The following is a 25,035-nucleotide window of genomic DNA, read 5'->3' on the forward strand; positions in this document are numbered from 1 at the left end:
GGGCCGCCTGTGCGTGTCCTGTCGGGGTAAATTATCAGGCAGACTGCGCCAGGTCTACACCCTGAATACGGTTGACGCCTTCGTACAGGCGAGCGTTTTGTAATCCCACAAACAGGCGCTCGCCGCGCTGCGGGATTTGCTGCTCTTTCAGAACCACCGTCAGCGGTTCGTTATACCAGCCAAGCGGCTGCACCACCAGCTGCATAAAGTGCCCGCGCGGGCTGACTTCCAGCACCTGCACCGGCAGCGGCGAATCAAGATTGGTACGGCGGCTTACGTCTACTTCCCAGGGGCGCAGGAACAGATCGACATCGCCCTGATAGGCCGGCGTGAAGCCCAGCGGCCAGCGGTGTGCACCCACGTGGAACTGGCTCCCGCGAATCACGCCCTTCAGGCGATTAACCTCGCCCAGGAACTCCAGCACAAAGCGGGTTGCCGGTTCACGCCAGACGGTTTCAGGGGTATCCACCTGCTCGATATTCCCCTGGCTCATCACCACCACGCGGTCAGCAACTTCCATCGCTTCTTCCTGGTCGTGGGTCACAAACACGCTGGTGAACTTTAATTCTTCATGCAGCTCGCGCAGCCAGCGGCGCAGCTCTTTACGCACCTGAGCATCCAGCGCGCCAAACGGCTCGTCCAGCAGCAGAATCTGTGGCTCAACCGCCAGCGCTCGCGCCAGGGCCACGCGCTGCTTCTGCCCGCCGGAAAGCTGCGCCGGGTAGCGGTCAGCAAGATGGGCAAGCTGCACCATCTCCAATAGCCTGGTGACCTTCTGCTTGATGCCAGCGGCGGAAGGACGCTCGCGACGAGGCAAAACGGTTAAACCAAAGGCAATGTTGTCGAAAACCGACATATGGCGGAACAACGCATAATGCTGAAACACGAAGCCCACTTTACGGTCACGAGCGTGCATGCGGCTCACGTCGGTGCCGTTAAAGCTAATGCGGCCGCTGTTCTGATGCTCCAGCCCGGCAATAATACGCAGCAGCGTGGTTTTACCGGAGCCGGACGGCCCAAGCAGCGCCACCATCTGACCAGAAGGGATATCCAGCGAGATATCGTTCAGCACCTGGGTGCGTCCAAAAGACTTCTTAATATTGGCAATATCAATGCTCATGATTTTCCTCCTGCTTCAGGCGTTTTTCCTGATTATTCAGGCGCCACTGCACTGCACTCTTTAAGAACAACGTCAAAACCGCCATCAGGGTTAACAGCGCGGCGGCGGTAAACGAGCCGACGGTGTTGTAATCCTGTTGCAGCAATTCAATCTGTAACGGCAGCGAGAACGTCTCGCCGCGAATCGAGCCGGACACCACCGACACCGCGCCAAACTCACCGATAGCGCGGGCGTTAGTCAGCACCACGCCATAAAGCAGCGCCCAGCGGATATTGGGCAGCGTCACGCGGCGGAACATCTGCCAGCCTGAAGCGCCGAGCAAAATCGCGGCTTCATCTTCCTGGCTGCCCTGGCTTAGCATCACCGGCACCAGCTCACGCACCACAAACGGACAGGTGACGAAGATAGTCACCAGCACCATCCCCGGCCAGGCAAACATAATCTGCAGGTTGTGAGCGTCAAGGAAGCCCGCCAGCGGGCCATTAGAGCCGTAAAAAAGCAGGTAAACCAGGCCCGCAACCACCGGGGAAACGGCAAACGGAATATCCAGCAGCGTCAGCAGCAGCTGGCGGCCAGGGAAGTTAAAGCGCGTCACCAGCCAGGCAAGCAGCGTGCCGAACACCAGGTTTACCGGCACGGTAATCAGGGCAATCATCACCGTCAGCCAGATGGCGTGCAGCATGTCCGGGTTAGCGATATTTTGCAGCGCCGGCATCAGCCCTTTGGAAAAGGCCTCCACAAAAATTGACGCGACCGGCACCACCAGAATCAGGAAAGAGACCAGCACGCCGATGGCGATAAGCGCCCATTTTTCCCAGTTAATGCGGGAACGTTTGTAGCTTTTCAAAGCAGTTACGTCCGTCATCAGTGACCTACCACGCGCCGACCAAAGCGACTCTGCAACGTATTAATGGTGAACAGCAGCAGCAGTGACGCCGCCAGAATAACCGAGGCAATAGCGCTGGCTGCCGGGTAATCAAACTCTTGCAGGCGCACGAAGATCATCAGCGAGGTCACCTCGGTCTTCCAGGCGATGTTTCCGGCGATAAAGATAACCGCGCCGAATTCACCCAGGCTGCGGGTGAAGGAGAGCGCCACGCCCGCCATCAGCGCCGGAGACAGCTCAGGCAGCACCACGCGGCGGAAGCTCTGCCAGCGCGTAGCGCCGAGCGTTTCAGCGGCCTCTTCGTATTCTGGCCCCAGCTCTTCCAGCACGGGCTGAACGGTACGCACCACGAACGGAATGCTGGTAAAAGCCATCGCGACGGCAATCCCCAGCCAGGTGTAGGTCACTTTGATGCCGAACTGCGCCAGCCACTCGCCGTACCAGCCGTTCACGGAAAACAGCCCTGCGAGGGTTAAACCTGCCACTGCGGTCGGTAATGCAAACGGTAAATCCATCAGCGCATCAAGCAGGCTACGGCCAGGAAACTGGTAACGGGTCAGGATCCACGCCATTAACAGGCCGAATACGCCGTTGAACACCGAAGCCAGCGCGGCGGAAAGCAGCGTGACTTTATAGGCGGCGACCACCTGCGGATTGGTGATAACTTCCCAGTACTGGGACAACGACATTTGTGCCAGCTGCATCACCAACGCGCTCAGCGGCAGCAGCAGGATCAGGCAAACGAACAGCAGGCTGGTGCCGAGGCTAAGCGTAAACCCCGGCAGCACGCGTTTTGAGCGACTGGCAAACATCAACTACGCCCCGCCGCCAGCAGCTTGTCCAGCTCCCCGCCGGTAGCGAAATGCGTTTTCATCACGTCAGGCCAGCTACCGAACGCATCTTCCACGCGGAACAGCTCGGTCTGTGGGAATTTGTCTTTCAGCTTGCCCATTACCTGCGGGTTATTCACGCGGTAGTAGTAGTCAGTGATGATGGTCTGAGCCTGCGGGCTGTAGAGATAATTCAGGTAATCCTTCGCCGCTTTTTCGGTGCCGTTGGCCTTTACGTTCTTATCTACCCAGGCGACGGGGAATTCGGCCAGGATGTTCACCTTCGGCACCACGACCTCATAACCGTCTTTGGCGTACTGGTTGCGAATGTTATTCACTTCTGACTCAAAAGAGATAAGCACGTCGCCCAGCCCACGCTCGACGAAGGAAGTCGTCGCGCCGCGGCCGCCGGTATCAAACACTTCGACGTTCTTCAGGAATTGGGTCATGAACTGCTCGGTTTTGGCTTTATCGCCGCCGTCAGCTTTGTCTGCCGCACCCCAGGCCGCCAGATAGGTATATCGGGCGTTCCCGGAAGTTTTAGGATTTGGGAAAATCAGTTTTACGTCGGGGCGCACCAGGTCGCTCCAGTCGTGGATGTTCTTCGGGTTGCCCTTGCGCACCAGGAAAGCCATGGTGGAGTAGAAAGGCGAGCTGTTGTTCCCCAGACGGCTTTGCCAGTCAGCCGGGATCAGGTTGCCTTTATCGTGCAGGATCTGCACATCGGTCACCTGGTTATAAGTTACAACGTCGGCTTTTAAGCCCTGCAAAATCGCCAGCGCCTGTTTTGATGACCCGGCATGAGATTGTTTTATCGTCAGCTTATCGCCGTTATTTTCCTGCGCCCACTGTTTCTCAAACGGCGGGTTTAGCGCGGCAAAAAGCTCACGCGACACATCATAAGAGCTATTCAGCAGCTCTGTTGCATGGGCAGAGCCTGCCAGCAGCAAAGAGACAGCGAGCGCGTTCCATACTTTTTTGACTGACCTGATTGCCATGCTTCGCCCTTATAAATGTGATGATAGTCATGATTAACTGACGTTCAGTGTATTTATAACGAGCGATAAAGCTGTAACGCTTTTATATACCGTTTGGCGATTTACAAGAAGAAAGGGATATAAGAAAGCGGCGTAGCAAACGCTACGCCGGAGGGGATTACAGGCTCAGTAATTTATCGAGCGAAGGCGCGAAGTAGTAGCCGCCGGTGACCGGCTTAGTGAAGCGCAGCATACCGTCGCGCTTGCCGTCTGTGTCGCCGAACATGCTCAGCAGCTGCTGCTCAATGTTATGCAGACGCGCGCAATAGGCGATGAAATAGAGGCCGTGCACGCCGCTGGCGGTGCCGTAAGGCAGGCTCTGGCGCACAATCTTCAATCCTTTGCCGTCTTCTTTCAGATCGACGCGGCTCAGGTGAGAAGTGGCCGGACGCGCGTCGCCGTCGATCTCTTCGTTTTCCTGTTTGGTGCGGCCAAAGATCATCTCCTGGTCGTGGACGCTCAGGCGATTAAGCTGCTTCAGGTTATGTTCCCAACGCTGCACCAGCACGTAGCTGCCGCCGGCATCCACGCCTTCGTTGATAACGGCAACCAGGCGGCGATTTTCTTCACCTTTTGGGTTTTCGGTTCCGTCCACAAAGCCGCTCAGATCGCGCTCTTCCACCCAGCGGAAGCCGTGAATCTCTTCTTCAATTTTCAGCGCATCGCCGAACGCGGCCAGCGCGGCCTGAGCCACGGAGAAGTTCACGTCATGGCGCAGAGAAAGAATGTGGATCATCACATCGTGCTGGGTAGCTGGCGCCAGGCCTTTGCCCAATGGCGTAAAGTTTTTCAGCTCTGCGGCACCTTCGCCTTTGCTGAGGTCACGCCACAGATCGTGCCCGAAACCGATGGTGGCCCCGAGCATTGCGTCAGGGAATTTTTCCTGGAAAGCATTCAGCGCATCAATAAAGGTTTTGCACCCTGCGCTCAGCGCGCTGAAGTCGCCCTGGACAGAAGCTTCCAGCCAAACGGCGGCACGACAATGTTCCGGCAGAATGCCGCTTTGAACCCGAGACATGATTCCTCCTGAAAAAATGCCACCGTCTGGTGGCACATAAATATGATGCCACCAGACGGTGGCATTTATCGGGCTATTTTAACCTGATTCATTCACGCCGACTTGCGGCGGCGCAAATTTTATCGACGCCAGATAATTTTGTTAAGCGTCCATTTCTTCAGCGTATCATCCGACGGCATTAACCCTTCCGGCCCGTGCCACTCGCCCTTAAACAGGTAGCTAATATGCTGGCTGTTCGGTGCCTGACAGATAACCCCTTCCGCATCGTCGCCGGTGCCCTTTTCGCAGGCCCCGAACGCTTTGTCATAAAGGTCGCTGAAAGGCGTGCCAATTTTTACGCCGCTGGCGGTTTTAACGTCCTCATCCATGACATCAACCTGACTGACGCTGCCTTTTTCGCCGTTCACCACCAGCTTGACGTCTTTGTCTTTCATCGCCTCAAAGTAACGCACGATGGTGCCATTTTCGGTTTTCATGCCGCTGCGCAGGCGATAGTTATCGTTTAATCCCTCGCTCACGGCCTTCTCATCCATCGCGGTAGCGGAGGTCAGTTTGCCCACGCCCTGCTCGCTCACTTCAACGGAAGATCCAAACCAGTTCCACGGATAAGCGGAAGACCAGTTAACGGCAGACAGCGTGGAACAGCCGCTCAGAACCAGCGGCAGGCCTAACAGCATCAGGCGCAGAGATTTCATTGATGATTCCTTTTCAAAAAATGGTAACGGCCTTTGGAGTCCGGGGAAGGTAAAAAGTGCCGCCTTAATCGTTTTTCAGGGCAAAGTAATCCCGCAGCCGGCGGTTAGCCAGCAGCCACCAGAGCGCAAAAAGATCGGCCGCCAGCAAAACAATTGTGGTGCCGGTCAGCGCTTCGTCCCCGGCCAGTAACGCAAGCTGCCATACCAGCAGCCCAACCTGAGCGGCGACCAGCAGCCAGCGGAACGCCCGCCAGAATCCCGGCCACAGGTGGCGTCGCCCGCTGAGCATAAAGGCCAAAGCGGCCGGAATGCCGGGGATCAGCCCTAGCCAGAAATTATCTCGATCGGGATAAAACAGGCCCAGTAGCGCGTCGCCCTGTTGACGAGAAGCCCCGGCAAGCACCAGCAAAACCCAGGTACGGGCCTGTAATAACAACACCGCCCAGAACAGCAGCGGTGCTTTTAGGTTGCCTTGTGAGTCGTAATCAGCAGGCGGATACATGGCATAAACACATCTGAAAATTAATATTCCTGATCTTCAATCAGCCGCTTGCCGAGCAAAATGGTGTCCTGGTGCTCATAGTCGAGCTTTTCATAGAGGCCGATAACCAGATCGTTCTCTTCGCGCACCATGATGTGGATTTTCGGGCAGCCACGGGCAATCAGCTTCTTTTCCAGCCGGTTTAGCAACGCGTTAGCAATGCCCCGGCCCCGAAACTCCGGATGCACGCCCAGGTAATAAGCAGAGCCACGATGCCCGTCATAGCCGCCCATCAGCGAGCCGACGATTTCGCCGCCCACTTCCGCGACCAGAAACAGATCCGCATCGTGGTGCAGCTTACGTTCAATGTCCATTTCAGGGTCATTCCATGGGCGCAGTAAATCGCAGCGCTCCCAAAGGGTGATGACCTCTTCGAAATCTTCCTGGCGAAAAACGCGAATTTCCATGGTATTAGCCACCTTAAGCCGTAAAAGGTTGATTATGGCGTTAACCGTCCGTTAAGCCAATAACTGCCGCAAAAGCGCGAAAAAAATGGCATAATCTCCGACCAGTCACGAAATGAAACGAATGGATATACATTTCTGACTCCAGAGTGTCGTTTGCCTGGTGCCGATACGTTATAACTTCCCATCTGGACTCCATAAGATAAATAATTCATCCGCATGAGCAAAATTAAATCGCTAACGCAACTTACGACGCGCCGCCAGGTCCTGCTCACGGGTTTAGCGGCGTTAACGCTAACCGGTATGAACAAAGCGCTGGCAAAGGAAGAAGCCAAAACGCTGAAAACCACTAATTCCCACAGCAAAGTGGCTAAAAAATCCGGGGCGAAGCGCATTGTGATGCTCGACCCGGGCCACGGCGGCATCGACACCGGGGCTATCGGCCACGGCGGGTCGAAAGAAAAACACGTGGTCCTGGCCATCGCCAAGAACGTACGCAGCATTCTGCGCAGCAACGGAATAGACGCCAGGCTGACCCGCACAACGGACGAATTTATTCCGCTGTACGACCGGGTAGAAATAGCCCACAAGCACGGTGCTGACCTGTTTATGTCTATCCACGCGGATGGTTTCACCAGCCCAACCGCCGCGGGCGCATCGGTCTTTGCTCTTTCCAACCGAGGCGCAAGTAGCGCCATGGCAAAATATCTTTCCGACAAAGAGAACGCCGCGGATGACGTGGCGGGCAGCAAAGTGAAAGACAAAGATCACTACCTGCAGCAGGTTCTGTTTGATTTGGTCCAGACCGACACCATTAAAAACAGCCTCACGCTCGGCTCACACATTCTGAAGCAGATTAAGCCGGTGCATAAGCTGCACAGCCGCAGCACCGAGCAGGCCGCCTTCGTGGTGTTGAAGTCTCCGTCTATTCCTTCGGTGCTGGTGGAAACCTCGTTCATCACCAACCCCGGCGAGGAAAAGCTGCTCGGCACCACGGCCTTCCGCCAGAAAATTGCCACAGCCATTGCCTCCGGCGTGATGAGCTATTTCAACTGGTTTGATAACCACAAAGTCCACGGTAAGAAGCGTTAATTTTTATGACTCAGCCCGATATCCACGCCGTAAAACAGTTCCTGCTTTCCCTGCAGGACACCATCTGCCAACAGCTTTCCGCCCTTGATGGCTCCGCCTTCCAGGAGGATAACTGGCAGCGCGAAGGCGGCGGCGGCGGGCGAAGCCGTGTTCTGCGCGGCGGCGCGGTGTTTGAACAGGCTGGCGTAAACTTCTCCCACGTGCATGGCGATGCCATGCCTGCGTCAGCCACGGCTCACCGCCCGGAGCTGGCGGGAAGAAGTTTTCAGGCCATGGGCGTTTCTCTGGTGGTGCACCCGAACAACCCGTATGTGCCAACCAGCCACGCCAACGTGCGCTTCTTTATTGCTGAAAAGCCGGGGGCCGAGCCCGTGTGGTGGTTCGGCGGCGGCTTCGACCTGACGCCTTATTACGGCTTTGAAGAAGATGCGGTTCACTGGCACCGCACGGCACGTGACCTGTGTCAGCCGTTTGGCGAAGACGTTTTCCCGCGCTATAAAAAGTGGTGTGATGACTACTTCTTCATCAAACATCGCAACGAGCAGCGCGGCATTGGCGGGCTGTTCTTCGACGATCTGAATAAGCCAGGCTTCGACTATGGCTTCCGTTTTATTCAGGCCGTGGGGCAAGGGTATCTGGACGCTTATCTGCCGATTGTTGAACGCCGCAAAGAGACGTCGTTTGGCGAGCGCGAGCGCGACTTCCAGCTTTACCGCCGTGGGCGCTATGTAGAATTTAACCTGGTGTGGGATCGCGGCACGCTGTTTGGCCTGCAAACCGGCGGGAGAACAGAATCGATTTTAATGTCGATGCCGCCGCTGGTGCGCTGGGAGTATGACTACCAGCCGGAAGAAGGCAGCCCGGAGGCTGCCCTGTATCGTGATTTCCTGCCGGTGAAGGAGTGGGTGTAGCTTTTTTACCCTCACCCTAAGGGGCGGTCTCTTAGTCACAAACTTGGTTATGTAGGATCGGCTAAGGTCCCGTTCACTTCCAGTCCTGCTTTATCTGTCATCACCGAAGCGGTGAACGACTCGGGGAAGTCACCGTCACTTCCCCGAGACCCCGGACTCCCGGCCAAATAAATCGCCGCAAGCGGTAAACCTCCGTTTTATCTCCCAGTCCTGGGTCGCCTGAGATGCGTTCCCGACGCTCTCAGCCTCCGGCCGTTCCCGACGCCCGGACCCTGGCCAGTCGGAGAGAAAACCGAGGCGATTTAAGCCGGAACCGAGCCTCGCTTCAAGCTCATAGCCATGCTGAACATAAAGTTGCTGCAAGTCCCACAGCCTCGCCCTTGTTCCCGGCTCTCATCGCCCCCGGTTATGACCCAACTCAGGCGGGGTTGAGCTGCCGGGAGCAGCGAAAGAGAGCGATCGTCGGGAACGAATCGCGAACGACCCCAAATGTTTGGGTGATAGCCGGTGGGTTTACCGCTTCAGCGGCGATGAGCTCGCCGGGCGCCGGGGCTGTCCGGGGGATGGCGTTATCCCCCGGACACGTTCACCGTACTCTGAACGTGCAGGGGGAAACTGATTTACGGGTGAACGGAATGACTGCGGAGAGAAAGATATCTCCCGGAAGATTTGAAAGGAAAATGTGACTAAGAGGCAGCTGAGGGAGAGGGGAGCATTAGTGCTCGCTTCACCCCGTTGTCGGGGTGAAGCGAAGCTCAATTACAGCGGTGCGGTTTGCGCCTCCACGACCGCCAGCGCCACCATATTCACGATACGGCGTACAGAAGCAATCGGCGTCAGCACGTGAACAGGCTTCGCCACGCCCATCAGCACCGGCCCAACGGTTACCCCTTCAGAGCTTGAAACACGCAGCAGGTTATAGCTGATGCGCGCGGCCTCAACGTTCGGCATGATCAGAATGTTGGCCGAACCTTTCAGCGGGCTGTCCGGCATGCGCTCATGACGGATACTTTCGACCAGCGCCGCGTCCCCGTGCATCTCTCCGTCAATTTCCAGCTCCGGCGCGCGCTCGCGAACCAGTTCCAGAGTTTGGCGCATTTTGCAGGCCGCTTTGCTGTTCGATGAGCCGTAGTTGGAGTGGGACAGCAGCGCAACCTTCGGCTCAATGCCGAAGCGGCGCACCGTTTCCGCCGCCAGCAGGGTGATTTCCGTCAGCTCTTCCGGCGTTGGGTCATCGTTCACGTAGGTGTCGGCGATAAAGGTGTTGCCGCTCGGCAGCAGCAGCGCGTTCATTGCCCCGGCCGCTTTCACGCCTTCGCGGTAGCCGAACAGCTTCTCGACCACGTCAAAGTGCTCGTGGTACTCGCCGATAGTCCCGCAAATCAGGGCATCCGCCTCGCCGCGATGCACCATGATCGCCCCGATCACCGTGGTGTTGCTGATCACCGCGCGCTGCGCCTGTTCCTGGGTGATCCCCCGGCGTTTCATGATGTTGTAGTACTCGTGCCAGTACTCTTTAAAGCGCGGATCGGATTCGTTGTTCACGATCTCAAAATCTTTGCCCGGCTGAATTTGCAGCCCCAGCTTTTTGATGCGCATTTCGATAACGCTTGGGCGACCAATCAGGATTGGTTTCGCCAGCCCCAGGGTGATGAGTTCCTGCGTCGCGTGCAGCACGCGAGCTTCTTCCCCTTCGCTTAACACCACGCGCTTCGGCTCTTTGCGCGCCTGGGAGAAAATAGGCTTCATAAACAGGTTTGTTTTGTAGACAAACTCTTCCAGCTTCTCGCTGTAGGCGTTGAAATCCTGAATAGGACGTGTGGCCACGCCAGAGTCCATCGCCGCCTTCGCCACAGCCGGTGCAATCTTGACGATCAGACGTGGATCAAAAGGCTTAGGAATGATGTATTCCGGGCCAAACGTCAGCTCCTGCTCGCCGTAGGCGGAGGCGACAACGTCGCTCTGCTCGGCGTGAGCCAGCTCGGCAATCGCGTGAACCGCAGCCAGCTTCATCTCTTCGTTAATCGCCGTCGCGCCAACGTCCAGCGCGCCACGGAAGATGAACGGGAAGCACAGCACGTTGTTCACCTGGTTCGGGTAGTCAGAACGGCCGGTACAGATGATCGCTTCAGGGCGCACTTCTTTTGCCAGCGGCGGCAGAATTTCAGGCTCAGGGTTAGCCAGCGCCAGAATCAGCGGCGCCTTGCCCATCTTCTTCACCATATCCTGGGTCAGCACTTTCGGGCCGGAGCAGCCGAGGAAGATATCCGCGCCCTCAATCACGTCGTCCAGCGTGCGCTTGCCGCTGTCTTCCACGGCATAGGCGGCTTTGGTTTCCGCCATGTTCTCTTCGCGGCCTTTATAGATAACGCCCTTCGAGTCGCAGACCACGATGTTGTGTTTCTGCATGCCCAGCGCAACCAGCAGGTTCATACAGGCGATAGCGGAAGCTCCCGCGCCTGATACCACCAGCCGCACGTCGGAAATGTTCTTTTCCACTACGCGCAGGCCGTTAAGCACCGCCGCGGTACAAATAATCGCGGTGCCGTGCTGGTCGTCGTGGAATACCGGAATGTTCATCCGCTCGCGCAGCTTCTGCTCGATGTAGAAGCACTCAGGCGCTTTGATATCTTCCAGGTTGATGCCGCCAAAGGTTGGCTCCAGCGCGGCAACAATGTCGACCAGCTTGTCCGGATCCATCTCATCAATTTCGATATCGAAGACGTCGATACCGGCAAATTTTTTAAACAGAACGCCCTTGCCTTCCATCACCGGCTTGCCCGCCAGCGCGCCGATGTTGCCTAACCCCAGCACCGCGGTGCCGTTCGAGACGACACCAACGAGGTTGCCACGCGCGGTGTACTTGTAGGCGGCGAGCGGGTCCTTTTCAATTTCAAGGCAAGGTGCCGCTACGCCAGGTGAGTACGCCAGCGCCAGGTCGCGCTGGGTGGCCAGCGGTTTGGTCGGAGAAACCTGGATTTTCCCCGGGATCGGAAATTCATGGAAATCGAGGGCACTTTGCTTCAGTTGTTCATCCATTGCATCGTTCCTTTTTGGCTCTTCTTTATTGTTACGTCAGCCACGTAGTATCCCGCGGGCACGTTTCGCAAACTTTGAAGGTAGCCATACTATTAAGATTAGGCGTAATTATTGTTAGCTAACTATAGAACCAATGTTAGCGGCCGCCCCGTCATCGCCGCCCATCTGCTATGCTTTTGGGTTATGCAAAGAATGAATTTTCACGGCGAGCGACACGGAACGCTCAGGTAAGACGTTGCTTTTCAAGGAGATAGTAATGAATCAGCTAGACAGCATTAAGCAGTACACCACCGTGGTTGCCGACAGCGGTGATATCGACTCTATTCGCCACTACCAGCCTGAAGACGCCACCACCAACCCTTCACTGTTGTTGAAAGCCGCAGGACTTGAGCAATATCAGCCGCTTATTGATGACGCGCTGGCCTATGGCAAGCAGCGCGGCGGCGGCAGGGAGCAAATTGTGGCGGAAGCTAGTGACAAACTGGCGGTCAACGTGGGTGCGGAAATTCTGAAAAGCATTCCGGGGCGCGTGTCCACCGAAGTGGATGCCCGTCTGTCCTATGACAAAGAAAAAAGCATCAGCAAGGCTCGTCGCCTGGTTGAGCTGTACGCCGAGCAGGGGATCGACAAGTCCCGCATTCTTATCAAGCTGGCTTCAACCTGGGAAGGGATCCGCGCGGCGGAAGAGCTGCAGAAAGAAGGCATCAACTGCAACCTGACTCTGCTGTTCTCGTTTGCTCAGGCACGCGCCTGCGCAGAGGCTGGCGTCTTCCTGATTTCCCCGTTCGTGGGACGCATTTACGACTGGTATCAGGCACGCAAGCCGATGGATCCTTATGTGGTAGAAGAAGATCCGGGCGTGAAATCCGTGCGCAATATCTACGACTATTTCAAGCAACATAACTATGAAACCATCGTCATGGGCGCCAGCTTCCGCCGCACCGAGCAAATCCTTGCGCTGGCGGGCTGCGACAGGCTGACCATCGCGCCAAACCTGCTGCAAAAGCTGCAGGACAGCGAAGAAGAGGTTGTGCGTAAGCTGATCCCATTCTCACAGGGCTTCCGCCGCCCGGCCCCACTGAGCGAAGCTGAATTCCGCTGGGAACACAATCAGGACGCTATGGCCGTCGAAAAACTGGCCGAAGGGATCCGCCTGTTCGCCATAGACCAACGCAAACTGGAAGACCTGCTCGCCGCCAAACTTTAACAAGACCTGGAGTGAAACATGTCATCACGTAAAGAGCTTGCCAACGCCATTCGCGCCCTCAGTATGGATGCGGTCCAGAAAGCCAATTCCGGCCACCCCGGCGCGCCCATGGGCATGGCCGACATCGCCGAAGTGCTGTGGAATGACTTCCTCAGCCACAATCCGTCTAACCCGCACTGGGCCAACCGCGACCGCTTTGTGCTGTCGAACGGCCATGCGTCGATGCTGCTTTACAGCCTGCTGCACCTGAGCGGCTATGACCTGCCGCTGGAGGAGTTGAAAAACTTCCGCCAGCTTCACTCCAAAACGCCGGGCCACCCGGAAGTCGGCTATACCCCCGGCGTAGAAACCACCACCGGCCCTCTTGGCCAGGGGTTAGCTAACGCCGTGGGGATGGCCATTGCCGAGCGCACGCTGGCCGCGCAGTTTAACCAACCCGGCCATGACATCGTGGACCACTACACCTACGTATTCATGGGCGACGGCTGCCTGATGGAAGGAATTTCCCACGAAGTCTCTTCGCTGGCCGGTACGCTGGGCCTGGGCAAGCTGATTGGCTTCTACGACCACAACGGAATTTCCATCGACGGGGAAACCGACGGCTGGTTTACCGACGACACGGCCAAACGCTTCGAGGCCTATCACTGGCACGTGGTCCATGAGATAGACGGTCACGACCCGGAAGCGCTGAAAAAAGCCATCAAAGAAGCGCAGAGCGTGAAGGACAAACCTTCGCTGATAATCTGCCGCACCGTGATTGGTTTTGGCTCACCAAACAAAGCGGGCAAGGAAGAGGCTCACGGCGCGCCGCTCGGTGAAGAAGAAGTTGCCCTGGCGCGGAAGCAACTGGGCTGGAAATACCCGCCGTTTGAAATCCCTAAAGACGTTTATCATGCCTGGAATGCCAAAGAGGCGGGTGAAAAAGCCGAAGCGGCCTGGAAAGAGAAATTTGCCGCCTACGCCAAAGCTCACCCTACCCTGAGCGCCGAATTTAAGCGTCGTACCGAAGGCAAGCTGCCGGATAACTGGCAGAAAACCGCCCAGAAGTACATCGAACAACTGCAGGCCAACCCGGACAAAATTGCCACCCGTAAGGCTTCGCAAAATGCGCTCAACGCCTTCGGCCCGTCCCTGCCGGAACTGCTGGGCGGTTCCGCCGACCTGGCCCCGAGCAACCTGACCATCTGGAAAGGCTCAAAGTCGATTAAAGAAGATACCGCCGGGAATTACATCCACTACGGCGTGCGCGAGTTCGGCATGACCGCCATCGCCAACGGCATTGCCCTGCACGGTGGCTTTATCCCTTATACCGCCACCTTCCTGATGTTTGTGGAATACGCCCGTAACGCCGCACGTATGGCGGCGCTGATGAAAGCGCGGCAGATAATGGTGTATACCCATGATTCTATCGGCCTTGGGGAAGATGGCCCGACGCACCAGGCCGTTGAGCAGCTTGCCAGCCTGCGCCTGACGCCAAACTTCAGCACATGGCGCCCTTGCGATCAGGTTGAGGCAGCCGTGGCGTGGAAAACCGCGCTTGAGCGCCAGACCGGGCCAACGGCGTTAATTCTCTCTCGCCAGAACCTTGCCCAGATGGAGCGTACGCCCGAGCAGCTGAAGGCCATTAGCCGCGGGGGCTATATTCTGAAGGACAGCGACGGCAAGCCGGATATCATCCTGATTGCTACCGGCTCAGAGGTCGAGATAACCGTCGAAGCCGCTGCGGTGTTGAGCCAGGAGGGGCATAAAGTTCGCGTGGTATCTATCCCGTCCACCGACGTTTTCGACGCCCAGGACGAGGAGTATCAGGAGTCCGTTCTGCCTTATGAAGTGCGGGCTCGCGTGGCGGTAGAGGCTGGTATTGCCGATTACTGGTACAAATACGTTGGCCTTAAGGGCGGTATTGTCGGCATGACAACCTTCGGCGAGTCCGCCCCTGCCGGGAAGCTGTTCCCATTCTTTGGCTTTACGGTAGAGAACATCGTGGCCACGGCGAAAAAATCGCTGGCGAGAAAATAGTCCTGCTCTTGCAGCCCTCTTCTTTCGGGGAGAGGGCATTCTTTTAGATCAATGCATCGACCCTATTTGGTAACCCACAGCGTGGGCCAGCCGCCCGCTTTATGCCAGCCGTCACAGGCCGGCTCTTCGGCATAGCGAACGAGACGAAAACGCTGCCCGTCGTAGCGCCAGCGCGTTGCCACGCCGCAATCCCCCAGCCCACGCCCCTTAGCCAAAGTCGTTAACTCTTTGCCGTGCTCGTCAAACCCCGCGTTCATTAATTCCAGGTCGGTGCTGCCGCTGTCCGGCATAAAGGGCAGGCGCAGGCGAATCGCTCTGGCCACAAAAGGCTTCTGCCGGGAAACAACCCAGGCCAGGTACACCACGTTATAGGCTCCGGCCTCGCAGCTGGTGAGCATCAGCGCTTTGTCGTCGGTCAGAGGGAAAACGCGCACTTCACGGCGCAGAGGATCGAGAGAGCACTGGCTGTTATTCATCCGCCATGTGCCGTAATCCAGCAGATCGTTAAGCTCATCATGTGAAAGCGGCCCTGCCGCGACCATTGAGGCAGTAACTTCTTTTAGCGGCGGAGCCGGAGGTACGCTCAGCGGCGGGGCGTCACCTTTCTTAATCCAAGCAGTTTCACTGCCAGTGCGTTTTTGCTGGCTGTCGATAAACAACAGCGCCGCTTTGAAACCGCTGAGAGAAATCACCCCGGCACCGTCAGCAAGCGTGACCTTATCGCCGTTACCGATGGCGTTTAGCAAACCGTTAATGGCATCCGCGCCGTTGGTCATCAGATGGTGAGGAGAGATTTTCCACTCATTTTGCTGGAGCACAATAGGTTCCCCGTCCAGCCTTAAGCGTGGTTCAACGGGCGGGACTTTAACGTCCGCACTCTCCAGATTTCCGAGGTCGATGCGCAGGTTAACGTCGTTGCGCGCCCCCGCGCCGCGAGAAAGCGTCATCACCAGCCCCTGATGCAGCCCGGTATTACGGGCGCTACAGAAATTTTGGTTATTGCAGGTCACCTGCCAGTCGGAAAACTGCTTTTGCGCCGGCGCGGCAAACGCAGCATTAGCCACCAGCAGCGCAAACATAAGCAAAGGGGATATCCGATAGAACATTGAAGGCTGGCCCTAAAAAGCGAAGCGTGAAAAACGTACGATGGTGGCACGTATCTTCGGCTCACGAGTCGGCCTGCTCAATCGGATTTGTCGGATAGATTTATAGCAATATTAAAAATCGCAATAAGCTGATTTTAAGGCGCTTTATTCCATCACATTGCGTAACTGCAGCTGCTGCAGCAGTATCACCGTCTTACCGTCACGAATTTCACCGTTTTGTACCATCGCCATCGCCTGGCTGAAGGGGATTTCCAGCACGTCGATATCTTCATCCTCCACGCCACCGCCGGCCCCTTCTCGCTGCGCATCGCTATACTCTGCCAGATAGAAATAGACGATTTCGGTCACGCCGCCGGGAGACATATACAGCTCAAAGACTTTCTCGACGTCTCCGACCTGAAAGCCGGTTTCCTCCATCGCCTCTTTGCGGGCACAGACTTCCGGCTCGTCGGCATCCAGCAGTCCGGCGCAGGCTTCAATCAGCATGCCATCTTCATTGCCGTTGACCCAGGTTGCGACGCGGAATTGCCGGGTAAGCACTACGGTTTGCTTTTCACGGTTGTAAAGCAGGATGGTCGCGCCGTTGCCCCGGTCATAAACTTCGCGTTTATGACGCACGCTTTCAGCCCCGTTACGAGACAGGTCATAGGTAATATTGCGCAGGATGAAGTAGTTATCAGACAGGACTTTATCTTTGATGACTTCAATACGTAACGACATACGGTCTCCACAAGGCGGTAAGGGAGCCGATAATCATATGACGTTCTGTGAGCGTTGTCGCGTGGCGTGAGGTGTGTTTTGTCTTTCGATGCAGACGATAAAAATGTTCTCTATGCAGGCCGGAGGCTGTTCCCGACGTCCGGACCCTGGCCAGTCGGAGCGAAAACGGAGGCGATTTAAGCCGGAACCGAGCCTCGCTTCTTATTTTTACCCTCACCCTGACCCTCTCCCTGGAAGGGAGAGGGAATAAACAATGTACCCCATCGTCTGTTTTCCCCCTCTCCCTCTGGGAGAGGGCTGGGGTGAGGGGAAGATTGGTTCCCGGCTCTCATCGCCCCCGGTTATGACCCAACTCAGGCGGCGATGAGCTCGCCGGGCGCCGGGGGTTGTCAGGGGGCATGGCGAAATGCCACCTGACACGTTCACCGTGCTCTGAACGTGCAGGGAAAATCGATCTACGAGTGAACGGAAATATGCCTGGCTTACAGAAGTGAGAAATCCAGAACAGTGATCAATACCCCGCCTCAACCTCTCTCATATCCGGCAGCTTATGCGCTATCCCCTTATGGCAATCAATGCAGGTTTTACCGTCTTTGATCGCTTCATCATGCATTTTGGCGGCCACGGTTTTCTGTGCCGTAAAATCCATATAGTCGAAGTTGTGGCAGTTTCGACACTCCTGCGAGTTGTTGTTCTTCATGCGTCGCCACTCGTTTTGCGCCATCGCCAGGCGGTGATCGTCGAACTTCTGCGGCGTGTCTATCAGGCCAAAAGCTTTGGCGTACAGCTCTTTGCTGGCCTGAATTTTACGGATCATTTTCGGCACCCACTCATGCGGCACATGGCAGTCCGGGCAGGTGGCGCGCACGCCGCTGCGGTTGTTGTAATGCACCGTGCCCATGTACTCTTCATACACGTTGTTGCGCATTTCGTGGCAGCCTATACAGAACTCTTCGCGGTTGGACATTTCCATTCCGGTGTTGAAACCGCCCCAGAAAATTATCCCGGCGGCAAAACCGATAAGCAGCAAGGTGCCGAGCGCCAACCGGCTTGGCCTGCGCCACCACTGCCACACGCGCTTAATCACGCCGGGTTTACGAGTTGATTTATCCATAACTTATTTCCCAAACCCTTTGGATGGCGTGAAGGTATTTTCAACAATCGGCGCGGCGTCCGCCTGCGGCACATGGCACTGCAGGCAGAAATAGCGGCGCGGAGCCACGTTCGACAGAACTTTACCGTCGCTGTCTAAAAAGTGCGTGGGGCTGACGCGCGGCGCGCCCGTGGCGCGATAGCTTTCAACGCCGTGACACTGCAGGCAGCGGTTGCTGGTCGTCGTGACCTGGTAGCCGTCCACGCTGTGCGGGATCATCGGCGGCTGGTTAACGTAGTTCAGCGCCATACGCTCCTGCTGCTTCGGCATACGCACCGCGCCTTCCGGCGTGCCAGAAACTTCCGGCGACTGGTTAAGGTCTACGCCGTTTGCCGCCCAAAGCGCGCCGCTGACGACCAGAGTTAATGCCGCTCCCCATTGAAATAACGCCTTTGTCAGGCCATGGCTTTTCATGATTTAGCTCCTGAGCTCCATCGTGTTGTTATTTTGAAAACATCCTCCGGGCAGATGTCGATGCAACGACCGCAGTTCAGGCAGTCGCGGCTCGTGACCCGCGCCGGGCTGTGCTTATCCAGTACCGGCGCGCGCAGCACCTGCGGCTCCGGGCAAACGTGAAAACAATCCATACAGCGGGTGCAGCGCTCCCGCCCATCGGTGCTAACTTCAAGAGCACCTTTGCTGCCGACTGCGCCATAGAGCGCCCCAAGCGGGCAGAGATGGCCGCACCAGCCGTGTTCAACCAGCAATAAATCGAAGAGAAACAGCGCAACCAGCAGCCAGATTCCGGTTCCAAAGCCGAATATCAGCCCTCGCCCCATCAGTGAAACAGGATTCACCCATTCCCAGAGAAGCGTGCCGGTAAGCGCGCTGCCCGCCAGCACCATCAACAGCAGCAGGTAGCGCAGCCAGCGCGGCAGCGAAGCCGAAGCGTTGAAGCCCGTTTTTCGCCTCAGCCAGGCAGCCAGATCCGTTAACGGATTGAGTGGACAGACCCATCCGCAAAACATCCTTTTGCCCAGCAGCGCGTACCCGGCCACCACAATTCCTGCTCCAATTAGCGCCAAAGCTGAAGGCAAGTGGCCGCCCAGCAGGCTTTGCAGCACCAGCAGAGGATCGCTCAGAGGCACCGTGTCCAGCAGCAGGCTGCCGCTGTAATTGCCATGCAAAACCCACACGCCGAAAAGCGGACCGCAGAGAAATAAACTTAAAACCAACGCCTGCGAAAAACGGCGCATCAGCAGCCATTTTCGGCTATGCCACCAGCCCTTTTTCGCTGCGGCATCGTGCCCTGCATCCTGCTTATGGTTTGCCATCGGTCGCCTCCAGCCAGCCAAAACGGTAATGCTTGCCTAACTCCCCTTTTGCCAGCGAGCGTGGCAGCACTTTGATTGCCGCCAGGTCCAGCACGCAGGCCTGCTCACACCTGCCGCAGCCGGTGCAGGCATCGCTGTGTACCGTCGGCAAGAAGCGGGCGTGTTTGCCGGTACGCAGGTTGCGCTCCATCTCAAGGGTGATGGCCCGGTCGATAGACGGACAAACGCGATAGCAGACGTCGCAGCGCAGCCCCTGATAGTTCAGGCAGTTTTCGTGATCCAGCAGAACCGCCAGCCCCATTCGCGCGTCGTCGATCGAGGCGATATCCGCGTCCAGCGCGCCGCTTGGGCACACTTTGGCGCACGGCACGTCTTCGCACATTTCACAGGGCACATCCCGCGCAACAAAGTACGGCGTGCCCGCCGCAAGCCCGGAAGCAAGCGTGGCCAGCTTCAGGGTGTCGTAGGGGCAGGCCTGCACGCACTGCCCGCAGCGAATGCAGGCGCGTGAAAACGCCTCTTCATCCAGCGCGCCCGGTGGACGCAGCCGCACGCCCTGCGCTCTGGAAGTTTGCTGCTGCAATCCCAGAACCACGGCGACGGCCGTCAGCCCTGCCGCCGCCCGCGCAACATCACGCAAAAAGCGGCGGCGTGCCGGTTGAGTTTTGTCGGCGCGGGACATTGCGCGTTACACCTTCGCCAGCTTCACGGCGCACTTCTTGAAATCCGCCTCTTTAGAAAGCGGATCTGTAGCGTCGAGCGTCAGGTTGTTCACCAGCTGCGCGGCGTCGAAGAACGGCATGTAAACCAGGCCCCGAGGCGGTTTGTTACGGCCACGAGTTTCAACAATAGAAATCACTTCGCCGCGGCGAGAGATCACTTTCACTTTGTCACCGCGGCGCAGGCCACGCTCCTGCGCATCCAGCGGATGAATAAACGTTACGGCTTCCGGGAAAGCACGATGCAGCTCCGGCACGCGGCGCGTCATGCTGCCGGTATGCCAGTGCTCAATGACTCGCCCGGTAGAGAGCCACAGGTCGTATTCTTGATCCGGCGCTTCCGCCGCCGGCTCGAACGGCAGCGCAAAGATCACCGCTTTCCCGTCCGGCTTGCCGTAAAACTTGTAGCCTTCCCCGGCCTTAACGTAAGGATCGTGGCCTTCGCTGTAGCGCCACTGGGTTTCTTTCCCGTCCACCACCGGCCAGCGCAAACCCCGCGCTTTGTGGTAGTCATCAAACGGGGCGAGATCGTGCCCGTGCCCGCGTCCAAAGCTGGCGTACTCTTCGAACAGGCCTTTTTGCAGGTAGAAGCCCAGCTCGCGAGACTCGTCGTTTAGCTGCTTATCTGTCAGTTCAGTCAGCGGGAACTTGCGAACCGCGTCGCTGGCAAACAGCACGTCGAACAGAGTCTTGCCCCGGTACTCAGGTTTCTTATCGATAAGGTCGGCAGGCCAGACATCTTCTACCTTGAAGCGTTTTGCGAAGGTCACCAGCTGCCAGAGATCGGACTTTGCCTCACCCGGCGCGCTAACCTGCTGGCGCCAGAACTGCGTGCGGCGTTCGGCGTTACCGTAGGCGCCCTCTTTTTCCACCCACATGGCGGTCGGCAGGATCAGGTCGGCCGTCAGCGCGCTGATGGTCGGATAAGGATCGGAGACGATGATGAAGTTGCGCGGATCGCGCCAGCCCGGCATACGCTCTTCGTTAATGTTTGGCCCGGCCTGCATGTTGTTGTTGCACATCACCCAGTAAACGTTGAGCTTGCCGTCCTTCAGCGCCCGGTCCTGGGCAATCGCATGCAGACCGACTTTGGCTGGAATAGTCCCGGCCGGCAGCTGCCACGTTTTTTCGACGATTTCGCGGTGCTTTTCGTTGGTGACGACCATATCTGCCGGTAAACGGTGGGCGAATGTCCCCACCTCGCGCGCGGTGCCGCACGCGGACGGCTGCCCGGTCAGAGAGAAAGGCCCGCAGCCCGGCTGGGAGATTTTCCCGGTCAGCAGGTGCAGGTTATATACCAGGTTGTTAGCCCAGACGCCGCGCGTGTGCTGGTTAAAGCCCATCGTCCAGTAGGAAATTACTTTCTTGTTCGGGTCGGCATAAAGCTTCGCCAGCGCCTCAAGCTGATCTTTTGGCACCCCGCTCATCTCAGCGGTTTTCTCCAGCGTGTATTCCGCGACGAACGCCTTGTACTCGTCAAAGCTCATCGGCTCAGAGGCATCCGACCCCGGATTCTTCGCGGCTTTCTCCAGCGGATGGGTCGGACGCAGGCCGTAGCCAATATCCGTGACGCCCCGGCGCAGGTTAACGTGCTGTTTGAAGAACGACTCGTTAACCGCGTTGTTCTGGATAATGTAGTTGGCGATGTAGTTCAGAATGACCAGGTCGCTTTGCGGCGTGAACACCATGCCGTTGTCCGCCAGCTCAAAGCTGCGGTGCTGGAAGGTGGAGAGCACCGCCACATTGACGTTCTCGTCAGACAGACGGCGGTTAGTGATGCGCGACCAGAGGATCGGGTGCATTTCCGCCATGTTGGAGCCCCAAAGCACGAAGGCGTCCGCCTGCTCGATATCGTCATAGCAGCCCATCGGCTCGTCCATGCCGAAGGTGCGCATAAAGCCCACCACCGCCGACGCCATGCAGTGACGCGCGTTCGGGTCGATGTTGTTAGAGCGGAAGCCCGCTTTGAACAGCTTCGCGGCGGCGTAGCCTTCCCAGACCGTCCACTGGCCGGAGCCGAACATGCCGATGCCGTCCGGGCCTTTCTCTTTCAGGCTGGCCTTGAATTTTTCTTCCATCACGTCGAAGGCTTTATCCCAACTGACCGGCTGGAATTCACCTTCTTTGTGGTACTGCCCGTCTTTCATGCGCAGCAGCGGCTGGGTCAGACGATCTTTTCCGTACATAATTTTTGGCAGGAAGTAGCCTTTAATGCAGTTCAGACCGCGGTTGACCGGCGCTTCCGGGTCCCCCTGACTGGCGACTACGCGACCGTTTTGGGTGCCCACCAGCACGCCACAGCCCGTACCGCAGAAGCGGCAGGGGGCTTTGTCCCATTTGATGGCATCCTGCTTGCCCACCACCGCACGAGCCACGCCCGGTACGCTTAGGCCCGCCGCCGCGGCAGCTGCGGCAACGGCATTCGCTTTCATAAAGCTACGACGACTGAGTTTCATGGTGCTTCCTCACCTTGTTCATTCTGCTGGTGGTAAACCAGCGACACCGCCAGCACGCCAGAGATATTGCGTGCCCGCTCAATTTGTTCGAGCAGCGTGCTGCTCTCGGCTGCCTCGATAACCACCGCAAGCTTGCCGCTGTCGGTATCGTCGACCGCAACCTCGCTGCCCGGCAGGGCATTAATCGCGCTGCGAACGGCAGCAACGTGTTCAGGTTTGGCCTGAACCACCAGGCCGCATACGTGCCAGTCAGTGTGCATCTTGTGGCCTCAGGGTTATGGCTGACGTCGGGCACCCGGCAACGCAGGCGCCGCAGCCGTGACAGGCAGACGAAGAAATCTGTGGACGGGAAACGCCCTCAAGAGTGGGTAAAAAACGAATCGCCCGCGGCTCGCAGGCATCTTCACAGCTGCGGCATTCCACCTGATGCAAGGCAAGGCAGGTTTCGGCCAGCTGTAAGGTCAGTGCCCAGGGTTTGGAGGATTGCGGCGCAAAAAGCTGCTCAGGGCAGGCTTCAGCACACGCGTAGCAGAAAGTGCATTCGCCCGGGCTGAAGTCGATTTCAGGGTAGCCGCCCTGCCCACTGCGAAGCACCCGACTTTGACAGACGGTAATGCAGGTATCGCAGCGCGTGCAGTCCAGCAGAAAATGCGTTTCATCGCCGCTCCAGGGAGGACGAATTACAGGGGTAAGGCTGTGCCAGCCACCGGTCAGCAGGCCGCGACGGGTCAGTTTAGCCATTGGGCAGATCCTTGCTCAAAATACCCGGTCGGGTCACCTCCGGGTAAAAACGTTCTTCTTTTTATCCGCGTATTTACTGCGGTTTTTTTTACCGTGTTTAAGGTATGTGACGGAGGGTTACAAAAGCATCCCCCTAAAGGGGTAAATGCCGTTGTCGGATCAAAGAGGCGGCGAGTCAGGCGCAATAAGTCGCACCCCGTTAGATGTAAGAAGGGCGTTATAATGTGGCAAAGCGTGCGTTAAATGAGACGCCATTTTTAGCGCCAGAGCGAAAAAGTCGCCGCCAGGCGTTTGCCTGTAAGGCAGATTCTGGTAGGTTTCGCCCACCATATGCTTTAAGGGGTTATTACGCAGTGACAGTCAAACGCTCGGTCTCCACCAGCCTCGCCCGCGCTTTCTTTTCGATTGTCCTGCTGTCGTTGCTCTCCACCGGCATCGCGATGCTGACGCTCGCCAGCAGCCTGAAGGATGCGGAAGCGGTCAATATTGCGGGCTCGCTGCGCATGCAGAGCTACCGTCTTGGCTACGATCTGCAGGGTGATCCCAAAGCTATTGCGGCACATTTGCAGCAGTACCAGCAGTCGCTGGATTCCCCCACGTTGCAGCAGCTCAACCGCTTTTGGGTGCCCGACGAGGTTAAGACGCGCTATAACTCGCTGCAGGATGCCTGGCAGCAAATGCAAAAGCACATTCAGAACGAAGATACCGACTGGTACCGCTACAACATCGCCGCCTACGTGGAACAAATCGACCTGTTTGTGCTGGCGCTGCAACACTATGCCGAGCGAAAAATGATGCAGGTTGTCGCGGCTTCGGTTATCGGTTTTATGGCAATTTTCACCCTCATGTTTTTCACCTTACGCCGTATTCGCCAGCAGGTGGTCGCGCCTCTGAATACGATGGTCGAAGCCAGTCAGGCCATTGAGCGCGGTGAGTTCAGGCTACCGACGCTCGACCGCTCCTTGCCCAACGAGCTGGGTTCGCTGGCGCAGGCTTTTATCCGCATGGCGGACGAGTTGCAAAAACTCTATCGTTCTTTAGAGCAGCAGGTTGAGCAAAAAACCCTGCGCCTGCAAGAAGCGAACCGCATGCTCGAGGTGCTTTACAGCTGCTCTCAGGCGCTGAACGTCAGTACCATCAACCGCGATTGCTTCGTGCAGATTTTGAAAATAATTCACCAGCACGAGGCGGTCAGCGCGCTGGAAATGCAGGTCGGAGAAAACTGGTGCCTGACAGAGGGCTCTCCGGCGGCAGACGAAAAATGGCATGCCCTGCCGCTGGTTCAGCAGGACAGCGCGCTCGGGACGCTGCGCTGGCAGTCTCAGGGTGAAGAACCCTCCCCTCAGTTGATGAAAAGCGTTGCCACCATGCTGGGGCGAGGCGTTTACTTTAATCAGGCGCAGAAGCACTACCAGCAGTTGCTGCTGATGGAAGAGCGAGCCACCATTGCCCGGGAACTGCACGACTCGCTGGCTCAGGTGCTCTCTTATCTTCGCATCCAGCTCACGCTGCTAAAGCGCGCGGTGCCGGAAGACAATCTGCCCGCTCAGCGGATTGTCGGGGATTTTTCCCAGGCCTTAAATGACGCCTACCGCCAGCTACGCGAGCTGCTCACCACCTTCCGCCTGACGCTGCAGCAGGCAGATTTGCCCGCCGCGCTACAGGAACTGCTTGAACCACTGCGCGAGCAAACCCGGGCAGAAATTAGCCTGAAGTGCAGCATGCCGACCCAGGCTTTGGATGCTTCCCAGCAAATACACCTGCTGCAAATCATTCGTGAAGCGTCGCTAAACGCCATTAAACACGCGAATGCGGGCCGCATTGAGATCGTTTGCCGCTCGACGGCAGGCGGCGAGCATTACGCTTCGGTGTTTGATAACGGCCACGGCATTGCCAGTCTGGAAGAGCCCGAGGGGCATTACGGGCTGAATATCATGCACGAGCGCGCGGGCCGCCTTGGCGGGGAACTAACAATATCTCGTCCGCCGCAGGGCGGAACGCTTGTGGAGGTTCATTTCACCTCCACTCCCCCGGCGGATGCCGACGGCCATAACAATAATTAGCTTT

23 protein-coding genes are annotated in these 25,035 nt (G+C 57.3%); 5 read left to right on the forward strand and 18 right to left on the reverse strand.

Annotated features, from left to right (window positions below):
• Positions 1-34: 34 nt before the first annotated feature.
• The 8 genes from cysA to ACE38U_RS04195 form a co-directional block, all read right to left on the reverse strand.
• The gene (gene cysA, locus ACE38U_RS04160; protein ID WP_176983329.1) at positions 35-1,120 is read right to left on the reverse strand and encodes a sulfate/thiosulfate ABC transporter ATP-binding protein CysA; all 1,086 of its coding nucleotides are present in this window, start codon (positions 1,118-1,120) and stop codon (positions 35-37) included.
• Entirely contained in the window at positions 1,110-1,985 is an 876-nt protein-coding gene (gene cysW, locus ACE38U_RS04165) for a sulfate/thiosulfate ABC transporter permease CysW (RefSeq protein ID WP_176983330.1), read from the reverse strand. Before cysW ends, cysA begins: the two co-directional genes overlap by 11 nt.
• Positions 1,985-2,818, reverse strand: a complete 834-nt coding sequence (gene cysT / locus ACE38U_RS04170; protein ID WP_038480414.1) for a sulfate/thiosulfate ABC transporter permease CysT — start codon at positions 2,816-2,818, stop codon at positions 1,985-1,987. Before cysT ends, cysW begins: the two co-directional genes overlap by 1 nt.
• A complete protein-coding gene (locus tag ACE38U_RS04175; protein WP_176983331.1) occupies positions 2,818-3,834 on the reverse strand; it encodes a sulfate ABC transporter substrate-binding protein in 1,017 nt (338 codons plus the stop codon). The genes cysT and ACE38U_RS04175 overlap by 1 nt, the downstream gene beginning before the upstream one ends.
• A gap of 157 nt (positions 3,835-3,991) precedes the next feature.
• A complete protein-coding gene (locus tag ACE38U_RS04180) occupies positions 3,992-4,891 on the reverse strand; it encodes a Dyp-type peroxidase (RefSeq protein ID WP_038480408.1) in 900 nt (299 codons plus the stop codon).
• 119 nt (positions 4,892-5,010) lie between these two features.
• Positions 5,011-5,586, reverse strand: coding sequence for an RpoE-regulated lipoprotein (locus ACE38U_RS04185; protein ID WP_038480405.1), 576 nt, complete (start codon positions 5,584-5,586; stop codon positions 5,011-5,013).
• Positions 5,587-5,650: 64 nt separating this feature from the next.
• Complete coding sequence (locus ACE38U_RS04190) at positions 5,651-6,088, reverse strand: DUF2919 domain-containing protein (protein ID WP_038480403.1); 438 nt, start codon at positions 6,086-6,088, stop codon at positions 5,651-5,653.
• A gap of 20 nt (positions 6,089-6,108) precedes the next feature.
• Positions 6,109-6,534 (reverse strand): GNAT family acetyltransferase, encoded by a 426-nt coding sequence (locus ACE38U_RS04195; RefSeq protein ID WP_008459564.1) that lies wholly within the window; start codon positions 6,532-6,534, stop codon positions 6,109-6,111.
• Between the two features lie 216 nt (positions 6,535-6,750).
• On the opposite strand from ACE38U_RS04195, the gene amiA reads away from it, so the two are divergent.
• Positions 6,751-7,623, forward strand: a complete 873-nt coding sequence (amiA, locus tag ACE38U_RS04200) for an N-acetylmuramoyl-L-alanine amidase AmiA (protein ID WP_038480400.1) — start codon at positions 6,751-6,753, stop codon at positions 7,621-7,623.
• Positions 7,624-7,628: 5 nt separating this feature from the next.
• Positions 7,629-8,534 carry an oxygen-dependent coproporphyrinogen oxidase gene (gene hemF / locus ACE38U_RS04205; RefSeq protein WP_038480397.1) on the forward strand — a complete coding sequence of 302 codons (906 nt, stop codon included), beginning with the start codon at positions 7,629-7,631 and terminating at the stop codon, positions 8,532-8,534.
• Positions 8,535-9,293: 759 nt separating this feature from the next.
• Here hemF and maeB read toward each other — a convergent pair.
• Positions 9,294-11,573, reverse strand: a complete 2,280-nt coding sequence (gene maeB, locus ACE38U_RS04210; RefSeq protein ID WP_176983098.1) for an NADP-dependent oxaloacetate-decarboxylating malate dehydrogenase — start codon at positions 11,571-11,573, stop codon at positions 9,294-9,296.
• A gap of 256 nt (positions 11,574-11,829) precedes the next feature.
• Here maeB and tal point away from each other — a divergent pair, with 256 nt between their 5' ends.
• Together tal and tkt are read left to right on the forward strand one after the other, a co-directional pair.
• Complete coding sequence (gene tal, locus ACE38U_RS04215) at positions 11,830-12,780, forward strand: transaldolase (protein ID WP_375529220.1); 951 nt, start codon at positions 11,830-11,832, stop codon at positions 12,778-12,780.
• Between the two features lie 18 nt (positions 12,781-12,798).
• Entirely contained in the window at positions 12,799-14,799 is a 2,001-nt protein-coding gene (tkt, locus tag ACE38U_RS04220) for a transketolase (RefSeq protein ID WP_375529221.1), read from the forward strand.
• Positions 14,800-14,861: 62 nt separating this feature from the next.
• Here the strand turns inward: tkt and ACE38U_RS04225 are convergent, their stop codons facing one another.
• From ACE38U_RS04225 to napF, 9 genes are all read right to left on the reverse strand, one after another.
• Positions 14,862-15,905 (reverse strand): DUF1176 domain-containing protein, encoded by a 1,044-nt coding sequence (locus tag ACE38U_RS04225; RefSeq protein WP_375529222.1) that lies wholly within the window; start codon positions 15,903-15,905, stop codon positions 14,862-14,864.
• Positions 15,906-16,049: 144 nt separating this feature from the next.
• The gene (gene nudK / locus ACE38U_RS04230; RefSeq protein ID WP_375529223.1) at positions 16,050-16,625 is read right to left on the reverse strand and encodes a GDP-mannose pyrophosphatase NudK; all 576 of its coding nucleotides are present in this window, start codon (positions 16,623-16,625) and stop codon (positions 16,050-16,052) included.
• Positions 16,626-17,136: 511 nt separating this feature from the next.
• Positions 17,137-17,739, reverse strand: coding sequence for a cytochrome c-type protein NapC (gene napC / locus ACE38U_RS04235; RefSeq protein ID WP_375529224.1), 603 nt, complete (start codon positions 17,737-17,739; stop codon positions 17,137-17,139).
• A gap of 3 nt (positions 17,740-17,742) precedes the next feature.
• On the reverse strand, positions 17,743-18,192 hold the full coding sequence (napB, locus tag ACE38U_RS04240; RefSeq protein WP_038480379.1) for a nitrate reductase cytochrome c-type subunit: 450 nt from the start codon (positions 18,190-18,192) through the stop codon (positions 17,743-17,745).
• Positions 18,189-19,052 (reverse strand): quinol dehydrogenase ferredoxin subunit NapH, encoded by an 864-nt coding sequence (napH, locus tag ACE38U_RS04245; RefSeq protein WP_375529225.1) that lies wholly within the window; start codon positions 19,050-19,052, stop codon positions 18,189-18,191. The genes napB and napH overlap by 4 nt, the downstream gene beginning before the upstream one ends.
• Positions 19,039-19,734 carry a ferredoxin-type protein NapG gene (gene napG, locus ACE38U_RS04250; RefSeq protein ID WP_038480373.1) on the reverse strand — a complete coding sequence of 232 codons (696 nt, stop codon included), beginning with the start codon at positions 19,732-19,734 and terminating at the stop codon, positions 19,039-19,041. The genes napH and napG overlap by 14 nt, the downstream gene beginning before the upstream one ends.
• Before the next feature lie 6 nt (positions 19,735-19,740).
• Entirely contained in the window at positions 19,741-22,227 is a 2,487-nt protein-coding gene (gene napA / locus ACE38U_RS04255; protein WP_375529226.1) for a nitrate reductase catalytic subunit NapA, read from the reverse strand.
• A complete protein-coding gene (gene napD, locus ACE38U_RS04260; RefSeq protein WP_038480369.1) occupies positions 22,224-22,487 on the reverse strand; it encodes a chaperone NapD in 264 nt (87 codons plus the stop codon). The genes napA and napD overlap by 4 nt, the downstream gene beginning before the upstream one ends.
• Positions 22,477-22,968, reverse strand: coding sequence for a ferredoxin-type protein NapF (gene napF / locus ACE38U_RS04265; protein WP_375529227.1), 492 nt, complete (start codon positions 22,966-22,968; stop codon positions 22,477-22,479). The genes napD and napF overlap by 11 nt, the downstream gene beginning before the upstream one ends.
• 353 nt (positions 22,969-23,321) lie before the next feature.
• Between napF and narQ the strand changes: the two genes are divergently transcribed.
• Positions 23,322-25,031 carry a nitrate/nitrite two-component system sensor histidine kinase NarQ gene (gene narQ / locus ACE38U_RS04270; protein ID WP_375529228.1) on the forward strand — a complete coding sequence of 570 codons (1,710 nt, stop codon included), beginning with the start codon at positions 23,322-23,324 and terminating at the stop codon, positions 25,029-25,031.
• Positions 25,032-25,035 lie beyond the last annotated feature (4 nt).

This window comes from Cedecea selenatireducens (genome assembly GCF_042138895.1).
In the GTDB taxonomy this organism is placed as follows: Bacteria; Pseudomonadota; Gammaproteobacteria; order Enterobacterales; family Enterobacteriaceae; genus Cedecea; species Cedecea selenatireducens.